The sequence below is a fragment of the Alysiella sp. genome (assembly GCF_030525755.1).
In the GTDB taxonomy this organism is placed as follows: domain Bacteria; phylum Pseudomonadota; class Gammaproteobacteria; order Burkholderiales; family Neisseriaceae; genus Simonsiella.
In genome coordinates, this window is the sequence record NZ_JAUNEC010000018.1 from 1 (window position 1) to 21,041 (window position 21,041).

19 protein-coding genes are annotated in these 21,041 nt (G+C 44.7%); 9 read left to right on the forward strand and 10 right to left on the reverse strand.

Annotated elements, in window-relative coordinates; genetic code table 11:
• Positions 1-113: 113 nt before the first annotated feature.
• Genes pseG through pseF form a run of 3 tightly spaced genes read right to left on the reverse strand, consistent with a single transcriptional unit; the run spans position 114 to position 2,896 of the window.
• Positions 114-1,715, reverse strand: coding sequence for a UDP-2,4-diacetamido-2,4,6-trideoxy-beta-L-altropyranose hydrolase (pseG, locus tag Q4B82_RS04830; RefSeq protein ID WP_303065299.1), 1,602 nt, complete (start codon positions 1,713-1,715; stop codon positions 114-116).
• Between the two features lies 1 nt (position 1,716).
• Complete coding sequence (locus Q4B82_RS04835) at positions 1,717-2,193, reverse strand: hypothetical protein (RefSeq protein WP_303065300.1); 477 nt, start codon at positions 2,191-2,193, stop codon at positions 1,717-1,719.
• Between the two features lie 10 nt (positions 2,194-2,203).
• Positions 2,204-2,896, reverse strand: a complete 693-nt coding sequence (gene pseF, locus Q4B82_RS04840; protein WP_303065301.1) for a pseudaminic acid cytidylyltransferase — start codon at positions 2,894-2,896, stop codon at positions 2,204-2,206.
• A 164-nt stretch (positions 2,897-3,060) separates the two neighbouring features.
• Here pseF and lldD point away from each other — a divergent pair, with 164 nt between their 5' ends.
• The 8 genes from lldD (at position 3,061) to rplI (ending at position 10,462) form a co-directional block, all read left to right on the forward strand.
• Positions 3,061-4,245, forward strand: a complete 1,185-nt coding sequence (gene lldD, locus Q4B82_RS04845; RefSeq protein ID WP_303065302.1) for an FMN-dependent L-lactate dehydrogenase LldD — start codon at positions 3,061-3,063, stop codon at positions 4,243-4,245.
• A 273-nt stretch (positions 4,246-4,518) separates the two neighbouring features.
• The gene (gene dsbD, locus Q4B82_RS04850) at positions 4,519-6,333 is read left to right on the forward strand and encodes a protein-disulfide reductase DsbD (RefSeq protein WP_303065303.1); all 1,815 of its coding nucleotides are present in this window, start codon (positions 4,519-4,521) and stop codon (positions 6,331-6,333) included.
• A gap of 79 nt (positions 6,334-6,412) precedes the next feature.
• Entirely contained in the window at positions 6,413-6,997 is a 585-nt protein-coding gene (gene gmhB / locus Q4B82_RS04855) for a D-glycero-beta-D-manno-heptose 1,7-bisphosphate 7-phosphatase (protein ID WP_303065304.1), read from the forward strand.
• Between the two features lie 72 nt (positions 6,998-7,069).
• Complete coding sequence (locus tag Q4B82_RS04860; RefSeq protein WP_303065305.1) at positions 7,070-8,962, forward strand: lytic transglycosylase domain-containing protein; 1,893 nt, start codon at positions 7,070-7,072, stop codon at positions 8,960-8,962.
• A gap of 123 nt (positions 8,963-9,085) precedes the next feature.
• The gene (gene rpsF, locus Q4B82_RS04865; RefSeq protein ID WP_303065306.1) at positions 9,086-9,460 is read left to right on the forward strand and encodes a 30S ribosomal protein S6; all 375 of its coding nucleotides are present in this window, start codon (positions 9,086-9,088) and stop codon (positions 9,458-9,460) included.
• Positions 9,461-9,462: 2 nt separating this feature from the next.
• Entirely contained in the window at positions 9,463-9,759 is a 297-nt protein-coding gene (gene priB / locus Q4B82_RS04870; protein ID WP_303065307.1) for a primosomal replication protein N, read from the forward strand.
• 6 nt (positions 9,760-9,765) lie between these two features.
• Positions 9,766-9,996 (forward strand): 30S ribosomal protein S18, encoded by a 231-nt coding sequence (gene rpsR / locus Q4B82_RS04875; RefSeq protein WP_002641495.1) that lies wholly within the window; start codon positions 9,766-9,768, stop codon positions 9,994-9,996.
• A gap of 16 nt (positions 9,997-10,012) precedes the next feature.
• On the forward strand, positions 10,013-10,462 hold the full coding sequence (gene rplI / locus Q4B82_RS04880; protein WP_303065308.1) for a 50S ribosomal protein L9: 450 nt from the start codon (positions 10,013-10,015) through the stop codon (positions 10,460-10,462).
• Positions 10,463-10,795: 333 nt separating this feature from the next.
• On the opposite strand, the gene argH is transcribed toward rplI, so the two are convergent.
• The 3 genes from argH to Q4B82_RS04895 form a co-directional block, all read right to left on the reverse strand.
• Positions 10,796-12,178 (reverse strand): argininosuccinate lyase, encoded by a 1,383-nt coding sequence (gene argH / locus Q4B82_RS04885; RefSeq protein WP_303065309.1) that lies wholly within the window; start codon positions 12,176-12,178, stop codon positions 10,796-10,798.
• A gap of 147 nt (positions 12,179-12,325) precedes the next feature.
• On the reverse strand, positions 12,326-13,168 hold the full coding sequence (locus tag Q4B82_RS04890; protein ID WP_303065310.1) for an ankyrin repeat domain-containing protein: 843 nt from the start codon (positions 13,166-13,168) through the stop codon (positions 12,326-12,328).
• Positions 13,169-13,201: 33 nt separating this feature from the next.
• Positions 13,202-16,114, reverse strand: a complete 2,913-nt coding sequence (locus tag Q4B82_RS04895) for a DNA translocase FtsK (RefSeq protein WP_303065311.1) — start codon at positions 16,112-16,114, stop codon at positions 13,202-13,204.
• A 29-nt stretch (positions 16,115-16,143) separates the two neighbouring features.
• Between Q4B82_RS04895 and Q4B82_RS04900 the strand changes: the two genes are divergently transcribed.
• Positions 16,144-16,278, forward strand: coding sequence for a hypothetical protein (locus tag Q4B82_RS04900; protein ID WP_303065312.1), 135 nt, complete (start codon positions 16,144-16,146; stop codon positions 16,276-16,278).
• Here the strand turns inward: Q4B82_RS04900 and dinG are convergent.
• The 4 genes from dinG to yiaA form a co-directional block, all read right to left on the reverse strand.
• Positions 16,252-18,387 carry an ATP-dependent DNA helicase DinG gene (gene dinG, locus Q4B82_RS04905; RefSeq protein WP_303065313.1) on the reverse strand — a complete coding sequence of 712 codons (2,136 nt, stop codon included), beginning with the start codon at positions 18,385-18,387 and terminating at the stop codon, positions 16,252-16,254. The genes Q4B82_RS04900 and dinG overlap by 27 nt on opposite strands.
• A 36-nt stretch (positions 18,388-18,423) precedes the next feature.
• Positions 18,424-19,290 carry a prolipoprotein diacylglyceryl transferase gene (gene lgt, locus Q4B82_RS04910; RefSeq protein WP_303065328.1) on the reverse strand — a complete coding sequence of 289 codons (867 nt, stop codon included), beginning with the start codon at positions 19,288-19,290 and terminating at the stop codon, positions 18,424-18,426.
• 298 nt (positions 19,291-19,588) lie between these two features.
• The gene (locus tag Q4B82_RS04915) at positions 19,589-20,386 is read right to left on the reverse strand and encodes a 3'-5' exonuclease (RefSeq protein ID WP_303065314.1); all 798 of its coding nucleotides are present in this window, start codon (positions 20,384-20,386) and stop codon (positions 19,589-19,591) included.
• A 114-nt stretch (positions 20,387-20,500) separates the two neighbouring features.
• Entirely contained in the window at positions 20,501-20,968 is a 468-nt protein-coding gene (gene yiaA, locus Q4B82_RS04920; RefSeq protein WP_303065315.1) for an inner membrane protein YiaA, read from the reverse strand.
• Between the last annotated feature and the right edge of the window lie 73 nt (positions 20,969-21,041).

The following is a 21,041-nucleotide window of genomic DNA, read 5'->3' on the forward strand; positions in this document are numbered from 1 at the left end:
AAATGGGCAGTTTTATGGATGTATTAGTGAGTGGCTTTTATTTTAATTAACTATAATGTTTTGCAGGAAGTTTAATTGGTTAGTGAAGTTGAAATTAACTAAATGATTTTTGATTAAAATAAAAATTGATTCTTAAATAAGGTAAATATTATACAATTATGAGTGTTAAATTGCCTGAATACAGGTTTTAGGGCGGCAGTAAAGCCTAATTTTTCGTGCATTTTCAGACTGGGTATATTTTCTTTAAAAACAACAGCTTCAATTTTGTAGGCATTTAATTCAGTAAACGCCCACGTCAAAGCCAAACGCCCCATTTTTGTGCCGTGCCCACGCGGACAATCGGGTGCGGTATAAAACCCCCATTCCCATTGATTTTCTTGTATTTTTTTGAAAGACACATAACCCTGTGGTACATCATTCACATAATAAATCAACATCTTGAAATCAGGGTTAGATAGTTGTTTTATAAACCAATTTTGATGATTTTTCCAAACCAGTTTTTCTTGTTGAAACATAAATTGGCGTATGGTGTCGTGGTTGCGCCAATCAAACAGGCGTTGTACATCATGGTCTTGCGCGACACGAATGTGGGTAATGTCTTTTTGTTCTGATAAATCAATAAGTTGATTAACAACCCGTTTTGTACCGAAACCGTCCAGTATTTGTGTGGCTTGTTGCGACATTTTCGCTAAAAAATCAAAGTTTTGGAAATGGTGTAGGCTGTGGATAAAATTGGGCGTGCCCAAATCCGCCAATTCAAAGGCTTGCGCTGCGCCAAATGATTGTAATTGCTGGGCAATTTCTCGCTGATTGTCCGCTAAAATCAGCAACAAACTCGGCAAAGCCATGCAGCAGCGTTCCCAAGACGTGCTGCCTGCCGCGCCTATTGCCCAATCGGATTGCGCCATGATTTCCGCCATATTTTTTGCATTAACAATCACTTGGCAATCAAATGGCGCATTTTGCGCGAAATGTTGCACGCTGGCGATGTGCGGTGCGCTTGCGCCCATCACAACCGTGATTTTCAGGCTGCCTGAAAAATGTTGCGCCAAAATTGCCAATATTTTCAAAGTAATATTGTCTTTATCCACACCGCCTAAATTCAGCAAAACGCGCTGTTTGTTTGGGTGGCGCGACAAAGCGGTCTCGCGCCACGCAGCAAATTCGGGGCGCAACAGCGCGTAGTGCGTGCCAGCCAAAACACGACAATTTGGCGGCAACAAATTGGCGTAATCGGTGGCGGTGCGCCCCAAATTTTGGTCAAGCAAAACATGGGCTTGGTGCGGTCGGTCGTGCAAATCGTCAATCACAGCGATTTTTGCACCACAGGCATTTTGCGCCAAGGTTTCCCATGTTTTGTCCAGCGCGTAATGGTCGCAAATCAGCCAATCGGGTTGAAAATCAAGGATATGTGGTTCGCATTCGGCAAAATCGCGTTCTTGCGTTGTGCCTAGCCATGCGGCGTGTTTCAGGCTGCCTGAAAACCCATATTTTCCCTCCCCTGCTTGCGGGGGAGGGCTAGGGTGGGGGCTGGGCAGTAAAATGCACTCAAACCCTTGTTTTTCAATAAAATCTGCCAAATGCCCAATGTGGGCGCGTGTGATGAATTTCGCGCTATGTCCTTGTTCGCGCAAGACATTTGCCAAAGTCAGACAACGCATAATGTGTCCGCTCCCGATTTCTAGGGAAGCGTCTGCTCGGAAAAGGAATTTCATTTTAAAAAGCCTTAAAATTCGTTTTCATCATGTGATAAGGGAGAGGTAATGTTTGTCTTGTTTTGTTGTCGCCATAACACGTGGTTTCATCACTACCAAAATCACAAAACATAATAAAATAGCCAGTTTCTTCAATATATTCAATTGCTTGATTAAACCATTCTGCATATACCTGATTGGCTTGCTTGGCGGATTGTAAATCATCATGAAAATGGGCGAGAAAATCATCAGCCAAGACTGAAATGGGTGCATTCCAGTTTTTAACCCATTGATTAAAATCTGATAATGCTAATATTGTTGCATCATATGAGCCACTAAACAATGTCGTATCGGGCGTAAAAACAGCATATCGCCAATGAAAACCGCTTGGAGATAAACCACAATCCAAATACAAAGATTGATAACCGCGATTGTGCAATTCACCAATTATTCTGATGATTTTATTGGGAATAAGTTGTAAATCAATGTTGTTTTCCATGATTTACCTTTCAGGCAGCCTGCAAAATTTTTGCCAACAATTCCGCCCTTTCCCAATCATCAGGTGTATCAATATCTTGTACGCGATAACGTGGCAATTTTACGCCCACGCTTTGGCTGTTGAAAATCGGTTTTTGTGTCAGCCATGCGGCTACCGTTCCCCAATAAAATTGCCCTGCGTCATGCCAGGCTCTTGCCAAATCTTGCGAACGCACGGCAAACATTTCGGGCTGAAACATCGCCACTTCACCGTTTTCGCTCAATTTTAGGGCGCGTTGAATAGGGAAAGCGTAGTCGGTCAGCGAAAAAGCAAAATCTGCGCCCATTTCACGCAATTTTGTTGCGCCAATTTGCAAATCGCTTGCCAGCACAAACGGCGCAGTCGCGTACAAACAACATGCCATCTTGCCCTGCCAATTTCCTTGTTTTAACATAAAATCAACAGCATGAGCCATAACTGTGCCTGTGGTCGCAAAATCGTCCGACAATTCGGCTGGGCGCGTAAATGGCACTTCCGCACCATATTGTTGTGAGATTTGGGCGATTTCCGTGTCATCTGTGGATACGATAATCCGCTCAAAGCAGCCTGAATTTTTCGCTGCCAAAATGCTGTGTGCAATCATGGGTTTGCCGTTGAATATTTTGATGTTTTTGCGTGGAATGCGTTTGCTGCCGCCACGCGCTGGGATAATGCACAAAGTCATGATTTGAGAATTAAATGGAAAATGTTAAAAATAGGCTGCCTGAAATAGAGGGTTCATTATATGCTGCTGTGCGGAATTTGGCATTTTTATTGTATAATTGAATTTGGTTTGCATTAAAACGATGCCAATTAAGGGTATACATCAAAATTTTAAAGAGAGAAATCATGATTATTTCATCTGCCAGCGATTACCGCGAAGGCGCACGTCGCCGTTTACCCCCATTTTTGTTTCACTACATTGACGGCGGTGCATATGCTGAACGCACTTTGCAGCGTAATGTGTCGGATTTGGCTGACATTGCCCTGCGCCAACGCGTGTTGAAAGATATGTCGCAACTGGATTTGGGCATTGAACTATTTGGCGAAAAATTGTCTATGCCCGTAACGCTCGCCCCTGTGGGCTTAACGGGTATGTATGCACGGCGCGGCGAAGTACAGGCAGCTCGCGCCGCCGACCAAAAAGGCATTCCGTTTACGCTTTCTACTGTGTCGGTTTGCCCGATTGAAGAAGTCGTGCCAGCAATCAAACGCCCGATGTGGTTTCAGCTTTATGTGCTAAAAGACCGTGGTTTCATGACCAATGTACTGGAACGCGCCAAAGCGGCTGGCTGCTCCACGCTGGTTTTTACGGTAGATATGCCCACCCCTGGTGCGCGTTACCGCGATGCACACTCTGGCATGAGCGGACCTTACGCGGAAATTCGCCGTTATATTCAGTCAGTTTTCCATCCGCAATGGGCGATTGATGTGGGCTTGAATGGTAAGCCACATGATTTGGGTAATATTTCCAAATACATGGGTAAAGAGATTGGGTTACAGGACTATATTGGTTATTTGGCAGCCAATTTTGACCCAGCGATTTCATGGAAAGATTTGGAGTGGATTCGTGATTTTTGGGACGGTCCAATGATTATTAAGGGTATTTTAGACCCAGATGATGCACGCGATGCAGTGAAGTTCGGTGCAGACGGCATAGTTGTGTCCAATCACGGTGGTCGTCAACTGGACGGCGTGTTGTCATCGGCACGCGCTCTGCCTGCGATTGCTAATGCAGTAAAAGGCGATATCAAAATTTTGGTAGATTCAGGCATACGAAGCGGCTTGGATGTGGTGCGTATGTTGGCCTTGGGTGCGGATTGTACCATGATAGGTCGTGCTTGGGTGTACGCGTTGGCAACACACGGTGAGGCAGGTGTGGCTAATCTGCTCAATTTGTTTGAAAAAGAAATGCGCGTGGCGATGACTTTAACCAGTTGTGCCAAAATCAGCGACATTTCGCCTGATTGCTTGGTGCAAGCCCAACATATTTTGCAAAATCCTGCGACGACAAATGAGATTTTGGCAGAATAGTGTTTAAATTGTGTGGTAATTTGTGATTTCAGGCAGCTTGAAATGGTTTTCAGGCTGCCTGAAACAATTAGAACTTGGTATTTGATAAGATGGATAGATGGGTTTTTATCGCAAAATCATGCGAATACAAGGTGGATTTTTGTTCCAAATAATGGATTATTGGTATGAGAGTGAGTTTACGAATTTGGCTAAAATCCAACGCAGTAAGTGTGTGATGAGGTAATAGAAAATTGCCCTCAGGATTATGAACATAGGTTTTTAGATTGGATAAAAATGAAAAAAATATTTTGTACTTTATTGTTGTTTTGTGGTTTGTTACCTGTGGTTTGGGCGGCAGTTGATCCTGCACAACTGTTGTCGCCAGAAGAAGCCTTTGTGCCTGTGGTTCAAGTGAACGATAAAGCGGTATCGGTGCAATTTGATATCGCTGATGGTTATTATCTGTATCAAAGCAAAATTACGGCGCAAACTGATGTAGAAGGTATTTTGGCTGAACCTGTTTTCAGTCCAGGTAAAGAAAAGGAAGATGAATTTTTTGGTAAGCAGCAGGTTTATTATCACAATGGTGGTGTAACTTGGCCGCTTAAAAATACCGACAGTCCATATAAATTGACTTTGCATTATCAAGGTTGTGCCGATGTGGGGGTATGTTACCCACCTGTTGAAACTGAATTTAATGTTTCAGGCAGCGGTGTATATCAGGCACCGTTTGTAATGGAAAAAGGGGTATCACTTTTTTTAAAAAAGTCACAAGGGGGCGCAAGAGTGGATTCGGTTGCGACTCCTTCGTTCATAAATGCTGAATCCCATAATACAAACAATCGTTTTAAATTATCTCGTGATACTTTAGGATTGAATTTATTGGCGTTTTTTGTGGCCGGGGTGGCATTGAGTTTGACTGCTTGTATGTATCCATTGTTGCCTATTGTTTCCAGCATCATTGTGGGCGACAAAAGCAGCAGTAAACGCCGTGCATTCATTTTGTCTGTGCTTTACGTACAGGGCTTGGCACTCACTTATGCATTGGTTGGCGTGATTGCGGGTTTAACGGGTGCGCTTTTAACCATTTGGTTGCAACAGGTTTGGGTTGTTTTGGCTGCATCAGCGATAATGGTCTTGCTCGCTTTGGCGATGTTTGGTGTATTTAATCTACAACTGCCTGCGGCTGTACAAAGCCATTTTCAAAATAAAAGTAATCAATTATCGGGCGGTAAAATGGTGTCCGTATTTGGTATGGGTATGTTGTCTGCCTTGATTGTGGGACCTTGTGTTGCACCACCATTGGCTTTTGCCTTGGGCTATATTGGGCAAACAGGCGATGCTGTTTTGGGTGGTGTTGCACTTTATGTCTTGGCGTTGGGGACAGGTATACCATTGATTTTGGTAGGTACATTCGGCGGACACATCTTGCCACGCGCAGGTAAGTGGATGGACGGCATCAAATATGCGTTTGGTGTGATTTTATTGTTTGTGGCAGTTTATTTGGCATCGCCATATTTGGGTTATGCGGTTTCTGCGACTTTGTACACAGCTTTATTGATTGTGCCTGCTGCATTGCTGTTGTGGGGTTGTAAACGTCTTTCAGGCAGCTTGAAAGTTGTCATGATGGGTTTGGCAAGTATTTTGGCAATCGGAGGTATTTGGTTTGGTGTGAATAGTTTCACAATGAGTGGTACAACGGTGTTACATGGCTTTCTGACTTTGCATGAACCCGATAAAAATGCAGTGCAGGGGCAAAAAATGAGTGATGTTCAAGTATTGAAAGACAAAATCAATCAAATGCTTGCTGACCAATCAGGACAGCCTGTGTTGTTGGATTTTTATGCCGATTGGTGTGTTTCATGTAAAGAAATGGAAGCCAAAACTTTTAACCAAAGCTCGGTTCAGGCAGCGATACCAATGGAGCGATTGCTGAAAATAGACGTTACTGCGAATACGCCAGAGCATCGGGATTTATTAAAAGAATACGGTTTATTTGGTCCGCCTGGTTTGTTTATTTTAAAAACAGACGGCAGTCGCAGCGAAGCTTTGTTGGGTTATGTGCCGCCTGATGAATTTATTGCGTGGTACAATGAACATATCCATTGATTTTTCAGGCAGCCCTTATCGCTATTTTAAATTGGCTGCCTGAAATCACTTAAACATCTTGAAACAGGCTGCCTGAAACATGAAACTGATTATTTTAGACCGTGATGGCGTGATTAACCACGACCGCGATGATTTTGTGAAATCACCCGAAGAATGGCAAGTCATAGATGGCAGCATGGATGCAATTGCATTTCTCACACAAGTGGGTTATACCCTTGTGGTTGCCACCAATCAATCGGGAATTGGGCGTACTTATTTCAGCGTGGAAACACTCCATGAAATGCACGCTAAAATGCACAAATTGGTGCATCAAGCGGGTGGCGAAATTAGTGGCATTTGGTTTTGCCCACATTTACCCGAGCACAATTGCGATTGTCGCAAACCCAAAAGTGGCATGATTGTGGATATTTTGCGTCGTTTCAATGCAGAAGCCAGTGAAACCTATTTGGTTGGCGACAGTTTACGTGATCTACAAGCGATTGCTAGCGTAGGTGGTCAAGCTGTTTTGGTCAAAACAGGCAAAGGCATGAAAACTCTGGAAAAAGATGCCGATAAGCTGCCTGAACATACTTTGGTGTTTGACGATTTATTGGCATTTTCGCAATTCTTGATTAAACAACAAAAAGAAACAGCAGAATCAGATTCGCTTGAAGTTCAAAATTGATGAGCCAATTCAATAATTCGTTTTCAGGCAGCCTAAACCGCCAGAATGATTTAATTTACAAGGACAACAAGAATGAATAAATGGAAACGCACTTCATACATATTGAGTTTTAGTGCATTGGCAGCATTCGGCACGTTGGCAGCGTGTTCTTCATCGGCACTGCGTCAAGTTGCACCGCAAACCCAAACGTCTGTACAAGTTTTGAATTCCGTATCCAGTCATCAAACAGCATTTTCATTCAATCATTTGCGTCCTATTGAAACACCTGATAAAACCATTGCGGATTTCAGACGGCTCGATGGTGTATTAACAGCTGCAAAGAATGGCAATGATGTTATGGTTGCACAGTTTTTGGTAAACCAAAGTCAAAGTGCAATGGCTGAAAGCGTACGCAATGAATGGCTCTCCAGCTTGGGCAGGCGGGGACAAATTCAGCAATTTGCTCAAGAGTATCGCAAATTGGCAGCTGATGGACGTAATCAAGAAGTGCGTTGTTATGCCCATTATTATGGTGTAGAAGTACAAGCTAATGAGTTTATTTACGATTTATTTGAAAGCACAGGCAAGTTGCCACAAGGCTGTAATGCTTTATTGCAAGAAATGGCACGACAAGGTGCGTTCAATCCTTCACGCGCATGGCGGCGTGTACGTGGCTTAATCAGCAATGGACACATCACAGATGCCAATCATTTGGCAAACGCTTTAGGCAGTTCATTAAATGGCACAACAGGGCAAGGGGTGCAAGAAAATCTGTTGCGTAACATCATTTCTCCGAATGCACAAAAAACACCCGATGCCGCAGCAGAACGGCTGAATGCCCTTTCAGGCAGCCTGAATCGTGAACAAATGGGCTTTGCATGGGGTGTTTTGGCTTTGGCGCATGCCAAAAACCAAAATATGACACAAGCCTTACAGTTTTACCGTCTGGCAGAACGTTCGCAGTTGAATACCGAACAACTTGAATGGTATGCACGAGCCGCTTTACGCCTACAACAATGGCAAGAAGTCAATCAAGTGATTCGCAGTATGCCTGCCAAATTACAGGCAGACCCAACTTGGCAATATTGGTTGGCGCGCAGTTATGCGGTACAAGGCAAACACACGCAAGCGCAACCCCATTTTCAGGCAGCTGCGCAGACAGGTCGGAATTTCTATGCCATTTTGGCGACTGAAGAATTGGGTGGTCGCATCAATACACAAAATAATGTTGCTCCTGCATCTGATGCACAAGTACAACATTTGGCAAAAGACGGTGCCATTCATCGTGCTTTATCTTTGTATTACACCAGTAAACAAAATGGTGATTGGAAAATGCGCCGCCAGGCACAAGCAGAGTGGCGTTATGCTACGCGTGGCATGAGTGAAGCCACGCTTTTGGCAGCAGCAAAGTTGGCATTTGGACATGAGTTTTATGAAATGGCGATTAACAGCGCGGAACGAACCAACCAATTATTGGATTACCCTTTGCGTTATCCCACACCATTTCGCAATTTAATCAGTCATTATGCAGTACAGCATGGTGTTAATCCAGCTTGGGTTTATGGTTTGATTCGCCAAGAAAGTCGCTTTGTTATGGGTGCACAATCCAGTGTAGGTGCACAAGGTTTGATGCAAGTGATGCCTGCAACCGCAAATGAAATTGCCCGAAAAATTGGCATGAATAGCCGTGAACTGTACACAATGGATGGTAATATTCGCATGGGTACATGGTATATGGCAGATGCGCGCCGTAATTTGCAAAACAATGAAGTTTTGGCAACCGCAGGCTACAATGCAGGTCCAGGCAGAGCAAGAAAATGGCAAGCTGGTCATAGATTAGAAGGCGCGATTTATGCTGAAACCATTCCTTTTACAGAAACCCGTGATTATGTGAAAAAAGTCATGGCAAACACGGCATATTACAGCAGCATAATGGGGCAAACCGTTTCATTAAAACAACTTATGGGTATCATACCCGCCCGTTAATTCAGGAAAACTGAAAGAATGAATTGCCTTTTTGTTTCATTTGGCTGTATAATTAAACGTTTTGCAACCTTGCCCTTTGTTTTCGCATGATGAAGGGCTGTTTAAAACCGTAAGGAGACAAACATGCGTCATTATGAGATCGTGTTTATCGTTCATCCAGACCAAAGCGAACAAGTTCCTGCTATGGTTGAACGCTATAAATCCGTTATTACCGAATCAGGTGGTCAAATCCATCGTTTGGAAGATTGGGGTCGTCGTCAGTTGGCTTACCCAATTAACAAAATCCACAAAGCACACTATGTTTTGATGAATGTAGAAGCAAGTCCTGCTGCAATTGAAGAATTGGAAACGGGTTTCCGTTTTAATGATGCCGTATTGCGTCATTTGACCATTCAGACCAAAGCAGCGGTAACAGAAGCCTCTCCCATGATGAAAGAGGAAAAATCCAAAAACTTGCTGAATGGCGAAGCAACTGCTGAAGAAGTTGCAGAAGCTTAAATTTGGAAAATCATTTCACATTGGTTGCTAAATTACACCGGATTGATGTTTTGCGTTATACGCCAGCAGGTGTGGCAGTTTTGGAACTCGTGTTGCAGCATGAAAGCATACAAGTTGAAAATGGCTTACCATGTAAAGTGGTATTTGAACTTCCTGCAAAAATCATTGGTCAAGCAGCAACCATTTGGCAACATAAGCAAGGTTTAATGGTTTGTGTTAAAGGTTTTTTAGCACAAAAAAATCAAAAAACATTACGTCCAATGTTGCGTATTCAAGAAATTCAAGAATATAAAGGTTAAAACGACATGGCTCGTCAAACATTTAAACGCCGCAAATTCTGCCGTTTCACTGCAGAAAAAATCCAAGAAGTGGATTACAAACAAGTTGATTTGCTGAAAGATTTTATTACCGAAAACGGCAAAATCATTCCTGCTCGCATTACTGGCACTAAAGCACACTACCAACGTCAGTTGGCTGTGGCTGTGAAACGTGCTCGTTTCTTGGCTCTGTTGCCTTACACCGACCAACACAAATAATTAGGAGTTTAACATCATGCAAATTATCTTGTTGGAACGCGTTGCTGGTTTAGGCGACTTGGGTGATGTGGTAACAGTAAAAAACGGTTACGCACGCAATTTCTTAATTCCTACTTCCAAAGCCAAACGTGCTACTGAAGCAAACTTGAAAGAGTTTGAAGCTCGTCGCGCTGAATTGGAAGCCAAACAAGCCGCAATCTTGGCTGATGCCCAAGCCCGTCAAGCCAAATTGGATGGTCAAACTATTACTGTGGCACAAAAGGCTGGTGTGGACGGTCGTTTGTTCGGTTCGGTTACCAATGCAGACATCGCTGATGCCATCAAAGCAACTGGCGTGGAAGTGGTTAAATCAAATGTGCGTTTGCCAGAAGGTCCATTTAAAGCAGTTGGCGAATACGATGTGGAAATTGCATTGCATGCTGATGCAGTAGCAACAATCAAATTGCTTGTGGTTTCTGCTGAATAATGGAAAAATAAAATTTCCCTAAATAAAGCTGCCTGAAAATTTCAGGCAGCTTTTTTGATGATGTTTTAGGAAATTGATTTGGTGTTATTATATGGTCGTAGAAGTGAGAAGCAGTACAAGGAGCAATAATGTTTGTCGTGTACACAGTACATAAGTGAGCTGGCAACGTTGTATTAGTTTAAATTGAATTCACTTAATAGTATAGTTGTTTCAAATACAAATCGTACAACGTTGCCAACAACGCCCTTATATTACTGGGTGTACAAAACTCTCGTTGTTGTTTTGTCTGTGTTAATTGGAAACGACCATACATTTCCATTCCACAATTCTAAATCATTCCGCCAACAATTTTTGCCAACGCGCAATTTGCTGGCGCACTTGCTCGGGCGCGGTGCCGCCAATGTGATTACGCGCATTCAGGCTGCCTTCGGGCGTCAGCACATCGTAAACATCATTTTCAATCAATGCGCTGAATCCTTGCAACACAGTCAAAGGCAAATCCGCCAAATCACATTGTTGCGTATCGGCATGACGCACAGCCAACGCCACCACTTCATGACTGTCGCGGAACGGCAAACCTTTTTTCACCAAATAATCCGCCAAATCGGTCGCGGTCGCAAAGCCTTGCAACACAGCCGCGCGCATGTTTTCGGGTTTCACGGTAATGCCGCGCATCATGTCGGCATAAATCCGCAGCGTGTCAATCACGGTGTCCACCGTGTCAAACAAAGGTTCTTTGTCTTCCTGATTGTCTTTGTTGTACGCCAAAGGTTGCGATTTCATCAACAAAATCAAGCCTGTTAAATGACCCACTACGCGCCCCGATTTGCCGCGCACTAACTCTGGCACATCTGGGTTTTTCTTTTGCGGCATGATGGACGAACCCGTACAAAAACGGTCGGCAATATCAATAAACGCAAAACGTGGCGACATCCAAATAATCAATTCTTCGCTCAAACGGCTCAAATGCACCATCAGCAAGCTGGCGGCGGCGGTAAATTCAATCGCAAAATCGCGGTCGGAAACCGCGTCCAGCGAATTTTGGCAAATTTGTTCAAAATCAAGCAATTTGGCGGTGGTTTCGCGTTGAATAGGGAAAGTCGTCCCTGCCAACGCCGCCGCCCCCAAAGGCATTCGGTTCACACGCTTGCGGCAATCTGCCATGCGTTCATCATCGCGTCCCAGCATTTCCACATACGCCAGCAGATGATGAGCGAAACTCACAGGTTGCGCCACTTGCAAATGGGTAAAACCCGGCATGACCGTGTGCACATTGTTGCTTGCCAATTCCAGTAATGCCGCCTGTAAATCTTTGATTAAAAAACGAATGGTACTGATTTCATCGCGCAACCACAGGCGAATATCGGTTGCCACTTGGTCGTTGCGGCTGCGCCCTGTGTGCAAACGCTTGCCCGCGTCGCCGATTTTGTCGGTTAAGCGGCGTTCAATATTCATGTGTACGTCTTCCAAATCCAACGACCATTTCAGGCTGCCTGAATCAATTTCCGCTTGAATTTCCGCCATGCCGTTTTGAATGGCTTGCAAATCTTCCGCCGACAACACGCCCGCTTCGTGCAACATTTGTGCGTGTGCCAGCGAGCCCTGAATGTCCCATTTTGCCAAGCGTTTGTCAAAATCAATCGAGCCTGTGTATTGTTTGACCAATTCCGACACGGGTTCGTTGAAACGTCCCGACCAAGTTTTGTTATTACTCATTGTTTTTCCTTGTTATTTATGAAAATATTTTTTCAGGCAGCCTTTTGGTACACGGCAATTTTTAAGTTAGCTTATCCCCTCTCCACAGCTCTCTCCCAAAAGGAGAGGGAGTCAATCAACAAACATTCAAAATATTTTTGTTGTGTACTAAAAGGCTGCCTGAAAAGTTTGATAAAAAGGTTGCAGCCACACAATAATGCAATCTTTTGTTTGACCTGACCATTCGGTTTCAAAACCGTGTTCCTGCATGGTTGCGATGATGTTTTCGGCGATTTGGATTAATCTGGTTTCATTTTCTGCGTCAAATAAACCGTAATGCAAATAAAGCGTGCCACTTTCGCGGGCGCGGTCTTTATTGGGTTCGGTATAGAAACAATAGGCATCAAATTCAGATGAATTTGCCATGCTTGTGCGTTTATCCACACATTCCACAACGCATTCATCTACCGTATAACTGGCGTTAGGCAGCGCAATCATGTTGTGGCTTTTTTCCAATTGCAAAAAGGCTTTTTTGATGGCGGCAGTGGTTTTGCGCCAAATGGCAGTATCGGCACGCACATCGGGATATTTGGGTGGCGGCGGTGGCGTGGGAATCGGGTGCTGGGTTAATTGGCTCAACAGGCGTTGAACGACTTTTTGTTCACTTAAATTATCAATGGCATCAACAATATGGCAACCATTTCGTATCAGCAGCGACAAATCTGCACCCTGTTCAATCAAATATTGCACCACTTCAACATCAGGACAAAATTCTGCGGCAATCCACAATGGTGTTCTGCCATCTTGACTTAATTGGTTAATCGGGCAGCCTGCTTCCACCAAAAAGCGCACCAATTCGGCATTGACGTTGCCGCAATTATCGGCAATCAAGGCTTGATGCAAGGCATTAAAACCAACTGAATTAACTGAAAAAATGGCTTCGGGACAATCAGCCAAAATCTGTTTGACTGTTGCTAAATCACTTTGTCTTGCGGCTGTACCAATGTCCATAAATGCGCTTTCTTTAAAACAGGCTGCCTGAAATCATTGTTCGCTGCCACGCGCCAAAATGGTGCGTTTGCCTGCGTGGTCGGCAGCAGATACGATGCCTTCGGCTTCCAGCTGGTCTATGATGGTGGCGGCTTTATTGTAACCGATGCGTAAATGGCGTTGCAGTGATGAAATGGTGGCTTTTTGGGTGCGTAAAATCACATCTACGGCTTGGTCAAAAAGTGGGTCGCGTTCACCATTGCTGCCTGAACCATCAAAACTGAATTCCGCTTGTTCAGGCGATAAAATTTCGTCTATGTATTCGGGTTCACCAAATTGTTTTAAGTATTCAACGATTTGGTGTACTTCGCTGTCAGCAACAAATGCACCGTGTACGCGCTGTGGATAGCCTGTTCCAGGTGGTAGGAACAGCATATCACCTTGACCAAGCAGGTTTTCTGCGCCCATTTGGTCTAACACGGTGCGGCTGTCAATTTTGCTGGACACTTGAAACGCAATGCGCGTGGGAATATTGGCTTTAATCAAGCCTGTAATCACGTCCACGCTGGGGCGTTGGGTTGCCAAAATCAGATGAATGCCTGCGGCGCGTGCTTTTTGGGCAAGGCGGGCAATTTGTTGTTCAATTTGCTTGCCTGCCACCATCATCAAATCGGCAAATTCGTCCACAATCACGACAATAAATGGCAGTTTTTCTAGTGGCTCGGCATCGTGGGGTGTGAAGCTGAATGGATTGGTGATTTTGCGTCCTTGTTGGGCAGCTTCGCGGATTTTTTCGTTGTAGCCTGCCAAATTACGCACGCCAACATGACTCATTAAGCGGTAGCGTTTTTCCATTTCGTTCACGCACCAGTTCAGCGCGTTGGCAGCCAGTTTCATGTCGGTAACAACAGGTGCAAGCAGATGGGGAATACCTTCGTAAATGCTCAATTCAAGCATTTTGGGGTCTATCATAATCATGCGTACGTCTTCGGGTGTGGCTTTATAAAGCATGGACAAAATCATGCTGTTTACGCCTACGGATTTGCCTGAACCTGTTGTGCCTGCCACCAATAAATGTGGTGCTTTGGCAAGGTCGGTAACGACTGGTGCGCCTGTGATGTCTTGACCGAGTGCCAAGGTGAGTTTAGATGGGCTGTTTTCAAATTCGGGAGAATTGAAAATTTCGCTTAAACGTATCATTTGGCGTTTGGGATTGGGCAATTCCAAACCCATGCAGGTTTTGCCTGGTATGGTTTCCACTACGCGAATGGCGGCTACGCCTAAACTGCGAGCCAAGTCTTTTTCTAAACTTAATACAGAATTACCACGCACACCAACATCGGGTTCAACTTCATAACGGGTAATCACGGGTCCTGCAATAGAATCCAGAACTTTGACCTTAACGCGGTACTCTGCCAATTTTTCTTCAATGATGATGCTGTTTTCCAATAATGCTTCTGGGCTTTGTACCGCATCGGGATTGTGTTCTGGTGGCAACAACAGCGATAAGGGGGGAAGGGTGTTTTCAGGCAGCTCATCGTTTTCGTCATGAAACCATGTACCTGCCCATGATGTGTGTTCATCTGTATGGGTGTGGTACTCATCGGTTTCCTGATTTTGTGTGTTGTAATAGGCTTCAAAATCGGCTTCGGTTAAAGTATGGGTCTCTTCATCGTGGTTGGGGGTCTTCAAGCTGCCTGAAACGGTTTTGTTGGTGGGTTCAGGTGTTTCTGTAATGCGTTTGTAAGTGGGGTAGGCGATGCCTTTGCTGTTGGAATGGAAAAAATCGGCAGCGAAGGCATCGGCTGCGGTGTGTTCGGGAAATTGCGGTGGTTCAACAATTTCGGGAGCGGGGCTGTTGGTATTGGGGAAAATGGGTGTGGGGGCAATGGCAACACTGTTTTCAGGCAGCAATGTGGTGCTGGGACGGTTGTGTTGGGGTGTAAAATGGTGTGTTGGTTTACTGGTGTTGCCTGCTGTGTCCCATGTTTGGCGTGTGCGTACATTTTCACGTGAACGCACCACAGATAAGCGGTTGTGCGATAAATTCGCCCATACTTCATCAGCTGGGATTTCTGGCAGAGATTTGTTGGTGTTCTCGGTTTGTTGTTGCCAATTTTGTGCAGCCAATTTTTGACGTGCACTGCGTTGGCGCGATAGGGTCTCTTGAATTTCTGCCATGTCTATGGTTTGTATGGTAGCTTGACGTGGTGGGTGCTGAATGTGTTGCCATACATCTTGCGTGATGGCATCGGATAAGCCGGTTTCACTTTTGTGGGTATGGTCATCACCATCGGTGTGAACCAAAAGCTGGATTGGGGCAGTTTCTGCTTGCTGTTCAGGTAGCTTGGTGGTAGGCAGTTCGGTATGCAACAGCATTTCGGTTTCTGCGAATGTGCGCTGGCGAACACGCGTGAGATTTGGGTCGTTCAGCGTAATGATTTCGGCTTTTTCGGCGGCATCTATGATGATGTCTGCTTCGTGTTGGTCGTTCAATGCTTCACTTAATGGACGACGTAACACGCGTGTGGCTTCGGCAAGTGTAATGGTTTCTAATGGTACAACGCGGTGCTTGGGCTCGGTATGGGGGAATGGTAGGGCTTCGTTTAAATCAATTTCAATGTCGATTTCTTCATTTTGAAGCGTTTGAACGGTTGTGTTGTTGATTTCAATGTGTGATGGGGTATCTTCTGTTTCACAAGTCAGTACTTCATCGGTTGTCATTTTGTTGTCATCTGCCAACCCGAAAGCCGTATTTTCAGGTAGCATGGTATTGTCCTGATTGTGATTTTCTTCTTTTTCATCAATCAGTTGGTAGGTTAAATTGGATTCGGATAAGGGAGGTGATGTGTGTTTGGGCACGGATAATTGGTTTAATTCTTGCTGCCATGCGGCTTCCTGTTGTCGTTGCAGATGCAACAAAATGCCCAAAACGGCAATCAGTAGGACAATCAGTAAGTAAATCATGTTTGCTCCGCAGCAGGAAAAAAAGGTTAATGAGTGAGAGTGAAATTGAGATTTGTGCTTTTTGTTTTGTGGCACTCGGTTTCAGGCAGCCTGAAAAAAGGGGCAAATTTTACCTTGTTTCAGGCAGCCTGAAAATCCTAGCCTATTCGTTTAAATGGTGGTAGGCACGCCAGCATTTGTTTGCCGTATTGTTGGGTTTTGACGCGGTTGTCCAAAATGGTAACACGACCGTAATCTTGTTCGGTGCGAATCAAGCGCCCAACAGCTTGTATCAATTTGATGCTGGCTTCGGGTACGGTAATTTCCATAAACGGTTTGCCGCCGCGTTTTTCAATCCAGCGACTTTGGGTTTTTTCTATTGGGTTGTCGGGCATGGAAAACGGCAGTTTGGCGATGATGACGTGAACACAGGCTTCACCTGGTAAATCCAAGCCTTCGGCAAAACTGTCTAAACCAAAAATGATGCTGGGTTTGCCGTTTTTGAGTGCGGCATAATGTTGTTCCAAAAGTTTGCTTTTGGACTGTTCACCTTGCATCAAAATCAGCGGTAAATGGTTTTCAGGCAGCCTGAATGCCACTTCTTGCATTTGTTTGCGTGATGTGAACAGCACCAGAGTCCCAATCGGTTCGCTGTCGCTGATGAGTTTAGGCAACCATTGGGCGATTTCTTCGGTATGGGCAGTGGGGTCTTTGGGACTGGCGGATACGGGTGGAATATAAAGTTCGCCTTGTTCGGCAAAATTAAAAGGACTTTGTAGCGCAAGCGTGGTGGTTTCAGGCAGCCACGATAAACCTGTTTGTTGCAATATGAGTTTGAAACTACCTAGACTTTGTAAAGTAGCGGAAGTCAGCACCACGCCTGCTGCACGCCGCCATAAACCGCTTGCCAACATGGCTGCACTGCTTATTGGACTGGCGTTGAACAACCAATCATTTTTGTTATCATCACGAATACGCGTTACCCATTTTGCCAATGGTGGTTCGTGGTCGTCTTTGGGCGTGGTTGCTATCAATTCCCATACCGCAGCGATTTGTTCGGCGCGTGCCACAAAAAAGCCAAATTCAGTGGTTAAGCGGTCAATTTGTGCAGTATCTTGGTCTTTTTCACGGCGTGTAGCGGTAAGTGCATCATTCAAGCCATTGATGTTTTTCAGTAAATTTTGAGCAACCACATGGCAGTTTTGCACCAAGTTTTCCAAGCCTTCGGGAATGGTACCGTCTTGCCACAGCCATACGTTTTCATGTTCGCCTGATTCATTGAGTTCGGGTGCATCGTGTAAGTAAAACTGCCATTCGTTCAGGTTTTCCAGCATGGCGGCAGCGGCTTCATCAGCTAAATTTGCCAATTCCACTTTGTCGCACACAGTGGCGATTTTGGCGGTTTGTTGTGGCAATTTCTCCATAGTCCATACTGCTTGCAACCAAGAATGTTCGGCAGCAAAACGGCTTAATGCTTTTTTGGGTAGATGATGTGCTTCGTCAATACAATAAAAACTGTGTTCGGGCGCAGGCAGAATTACACCCCCTCCCATCGCGATGTCGGCGAGCAATAAATCATGGTTGGCAACCACCACATCTACGGTTTCTAAAATATCACGCGCCAAGAAGAATGGACATTCTGGGCGATTGGGGCAGGCGTTTTTCAGGCAGCCATGACGGTCGTTGGTAACTTTTTGCCATAAATTATCGTCCAATTTTTCTGCCCAAGTGTCGCGGTCGCCATTGAATTGGCGTGTGGCAAAACGTTCTGCCATAGTGTGCAGCATGTCCAAATCTTCTTTTTTGGGTTTGCTGTCCCACAATATTGCAGGGGTTTCCATACCAAGTAAACTTTGTTGGGCGTTGGTTTGTGTGAGTTGATAAAGTTTATAGGGACACAAATAGCGTCCACGTCCTTTTGCCAATGCAAAACTCATTTCCAAACCGCTGTGTGTTACCACAAAGGGTAAATCACGCCCGACCAATTGTTCTTGTAAAGCCACGGTTGCACTGGACACAATCAATCGTTTGCCACGCGATTGTGCCATGATGCCGCCTGCCAGCAAATATGCCAGACTTTTGCCTACCCCTGTTGGACCTTCAATTACGGCAATGCTTTCTCCTTCACGTTTGGGTGCGTTTTCGCCGTCTTGACGTTCCACGCTGCGTGCGAAGGCATTGGCAATTGCAGCAATCATTTCACGCTGTGCAGCGCGTGGACGAAAATGCGGCAAATTTTCGGAAATGGTGCGATAGTGGTCGCGTATGGCGTTTTTTTCTAAATCGGTGAGCATGGTAGTTAGTGTGGTTTTCAGGTTGCCTGAAAGCCTTTAAATGGGATAGGACAATTTGTTTTTCTTGCCAAAATACATGAACCCAATGAGACCCAAAATTATCATGGGTAAACTCAAAATTTGTCCCATAGAAAGCTGGAAAAACAGCAAACCCAAGTGTGCATCAGGTTCACGAGCAAATTCAGCGATAAAACGGAATAAGCCATAACCACCTAAAAACAGCATGGCGATTTGTCCTTCGGGACGTGGTTTTTTGGCAAACCACCACACAATTACAAATAAAGTCATGCCTTCTAATGCGAATTGATAGAGTTGTGAAGGATGGCGTGGCAACATGGTGTATTGTAAAAACCATTCGGTGTATTGTGGATTATTGTTTGCCAAGACGGCATCGGTTTGTTGTGCTTGTGGAAAACCCATTGCCCAAAAAGCGTTGGGGTTGGTAACGCGTCCCCATAATTCACCATTGATGAAGTTGCCGATGCGCCCTGATGCCAAACCTGTTGGGACAAGTGGTGCAACAAAGTCCATGACTTGCCAAAAGCGCAATTTGTGTTTTTGGGCAAACAGGAAGCAGGCTGCCAGTACGCCGAGAAAGCCACCATGAAACGACATACCGCCTTCCCAAATTTTTAAGGCAGCCAATGGATTGGCAAGGTATTCTTGGAAGTTATAAAACAGAATGTAGCCCAGTCGTCCTCCTAAAATTACACCTACAACGCCGTAAGTGAGCAAATTGTCCAGCATTTCGTGGGTAAACACGGTATTGCCTGCTTTGATGCGACGGCGACCGAGCCAAATAAACAGCATAAAAGCCACAATGTAACTTAATGCGTACCAACGTATTGCAAAATTGCCGTAAATGGGTATGGCAATGGGGTCAAAATTGGGGTGGATAATCATGGCAAACAGAATGTAAAAAAATGCCATTATAGCAAAGGCTGCCTGAAAGGGCTTTGGCTTTTATATCTTGTTTTCAGGCAGCCTGCCAGTACACGACAATTTTTTATTTTGCCAATATTCAGACATTTTCTGATTAGAACACCAAATTTGTTGGATACAAGTATCCGACCTATGCGGTATGAAATGTCAGAACTTGGTAACGTTGTACGATTTGTATTTGAAACGACCATAAAACAGGACAAATATGAAATCTGTCGCTGAAAGCCGAGTTTTGCAACGGCTTTAGCCTGATTGTGTTTTAAATCCAAGTGTCTAAAAACTCTGCCCAATGTTGTGTGTCTTCTGCTTCCACAATACTTTGTAAATACTCGTGTAATTTTTCTATTTCGGTTTCGTATTCTTCGTGTGAAAGTGCACCATTCATCAAGCGAAAACGTTGGAACAACAAATAGGTATTTGCGGCATCGGTTTCGCAATAATCACGGATTTCATGGATTTTACCCTCTTGAAAAGCTTGCCAAACTTGGCTGCCATCCATGCCCAATTTACCAGGAAAACCACATAATTTTGCCATTTCGTCCAAAGGTGCGTTGGCACGACCGCCATACAGCGCAAGCAAATCCATTAAATCAGTATGGCGGTTGTGGTAGCGGCTGATGTAGTTGTTCCACTTGAAATCGCGACTGTCGCCAAAATCACCATCGCCCATGTCCCAATAACGGGCTGCCTGAATGCCATGTATCAAGGCGCGATAATGCAAGACAGGTAAATCAAATCCTCCTCCATTCCAGCTGACCAATTGCGGCGTGTATTTGCCGACCAACTTGAAAAACTCGCCCACTAGTTCTGCTTCGCTGCTATTGGGTTTGCCCAAAGTGCCAATGTGGATTTTGTCATTCCAACGCAAGCAACAGGAAATTGCCACAACGCGATGCAAATGATGTGGCATGAAATCGCTGCCATTTTTCGCACGCCGTTGCTGCATGGCAAATTCCACCACTTCAGCATCGCTCAAATTTTCAGGCAGCCCATTGAGCAAACGAATGGCTGTGGCATCGGGTATGGTTTCAATGTCAAAAGCGAGAATAGGGGGCATGGTCTTTTGTTCCTGATTGCGGTGAGAAAAGGAGACATTTTAGCGTGAAAAAGTACGTTAAGCTGCCTGAAAATGAAAAAACTGCCTGAATGGTTTCAGGCAGCCTATTGTTTTTTATTCATCATCAGTATGTAGCCGCCCACTTAAATGTGCCAGCACTTCATTAATGCGTTGTACATCGCGGCTGTTTTTCTGAATGACGATAATTGCAAATAGGCTTTGTGTGAATGCTAAACCGTAAAAGCCTTTTTCGTTGAGTTGCAATTCGGAATTATATAAGCCAATGATTAACAAGAAAATTGATAGAGCCAATGCCACCCAGCTAATCGTCCAATACATTTGTGAGACAGGTAAACCTTCTGCTTTGTCGCGCACGGTCTTTTGCAAACTGATGGCAGCGTACAAACCCAAAGCCAATACCGCGACATAAAAGCCTTTTTCACTTAAAGCCAATGTATCCACGCGCACAATGCCGACCAAGAACGACACTACGCCAATTACCAATACCGACCATGCTGCGCCTGTGAATGATGATGTGGGTTTGAGTTCGTTTAATTGTTGATAAAAATCAGATTGTTTCATGGTATTTATCCTAATTTTTTGAAAGTGGGGATAATCATATTTGTTTTCAGGCAGCCTTTTTCAGGCTGCCTGA

Coding starts and splice junctions, on each gene's coding strand:
- rplI (WP_303065308.1), top strand. CDS start 10,013: ATGCAAATTATCTTGTTGGAACGCGTTGCTGGTTTAGGCGACTTGGGT.
- dsbD (WP_303065303.1), top strand. CDS start 4,519: ATGAAAAAAATATTTTGTACTTTATTGTTGTTTTGTGGTTTGTTACCT.
- gmhB (WP_303065304.1), top strand. CDS start 6,413: ATGAAACTGATTATTTTAGACCGTGATGGCGTGATTAACCACGACCGC.
- argH (WP_303065309.1), bottom strand. CDS start 12,178: ATGAGTAATAACAAAACTTGGTCGGGACGTTTCAACGAACCCGTGTCG.
- lgt (WP_303065328.1), bottom strand. CDS start 19,290: ATGATTATCCACCCCAATTTTGACCCCATTGCCATACCCATTTACGGC.
- rpsF (WP_303065306.1), top strand. CDS start 9,086: ATGCGTCATTATGAGATCGTGTTTATCGTTCATCCAGACCAAAGCGAA.
- dinG (WP_303065313.1), bottom strand. CDS start 18,387: ATGCTCACCGATTTAGAAAAAAACGCCATACGCGACCACTATCGCACC.
- rpsR (WP_002641495.1), top strand. CDS start 9,766: ATGGCTCGTCAAACATTTAAACGCCGCAAATTCTGCCGTTTCACTGCA.
- Q4B82_RS04835 (WP_303065300.1), bottom strand. CDS start 2,193: ATGGAAAACAACATTGATTTACAACTTATTCCCAATAAAATCATCAGA.
- Q4B82_RS04900 (WP_303065312.1), top strand. CDS start 16,144: ATGAGTGAGAGTGAAATTGAGATTTGTGCTTTTTGTTTTGTGGCACTC.
- Q4B82_RS04915 (WP_303065314.1), bottom strand. CDS start 20,386: ATGCCCCCTATTCTCGCTTTTGACATTGAAACCATACCCGATGCCACA.
- yiaA (WP_303065315.1), bottom strand. CDS start 20,968: ATGAAACAATCTGATTTTTATCAACAATTAAACGAACTCAAACCCACA.
- pseF (WP_303065301.1), bottom strand. CDS start 2,896: ATGACTTTGTGCATTATCCCAGCGCGTGGCGGCAGCAAACGCATTCCA.
- Q4B82_RS04895 (WP_303065311.1), bottom strand. CDS start 16,114: ATGATTTACTTACTGATTGTCCTACTGATTGCCGTTTTGGGCATTTTG.
- lldD (WP_303065302.1), top strand. CDS start 3,061: ATGATTATTTCATCTGCCAGCGATTACCGCGAAGGCGCACGTCGCCGT.
- Q4B82_RS04890 (WP_303065310.1), bottom strand. CDS start 13,168: ATGGACATTGGTACAGCCGCAAGACAAAGTGATTTAGCAACAGTCAAA.
- pseG (WP_303065299.1), bottom strand. CDS start 1,715: ATGAAATTCCTTTTCCGAGCAGACGCTTCCCTAGAAATCGGGAGCGGA.
- Q4B82_RS04860 (WP_303065305.1), top strand. CDS start 7,070: ATGAATAAATGGAAACGCACTTCATACATATTGAGTTTTAGTGCATTG.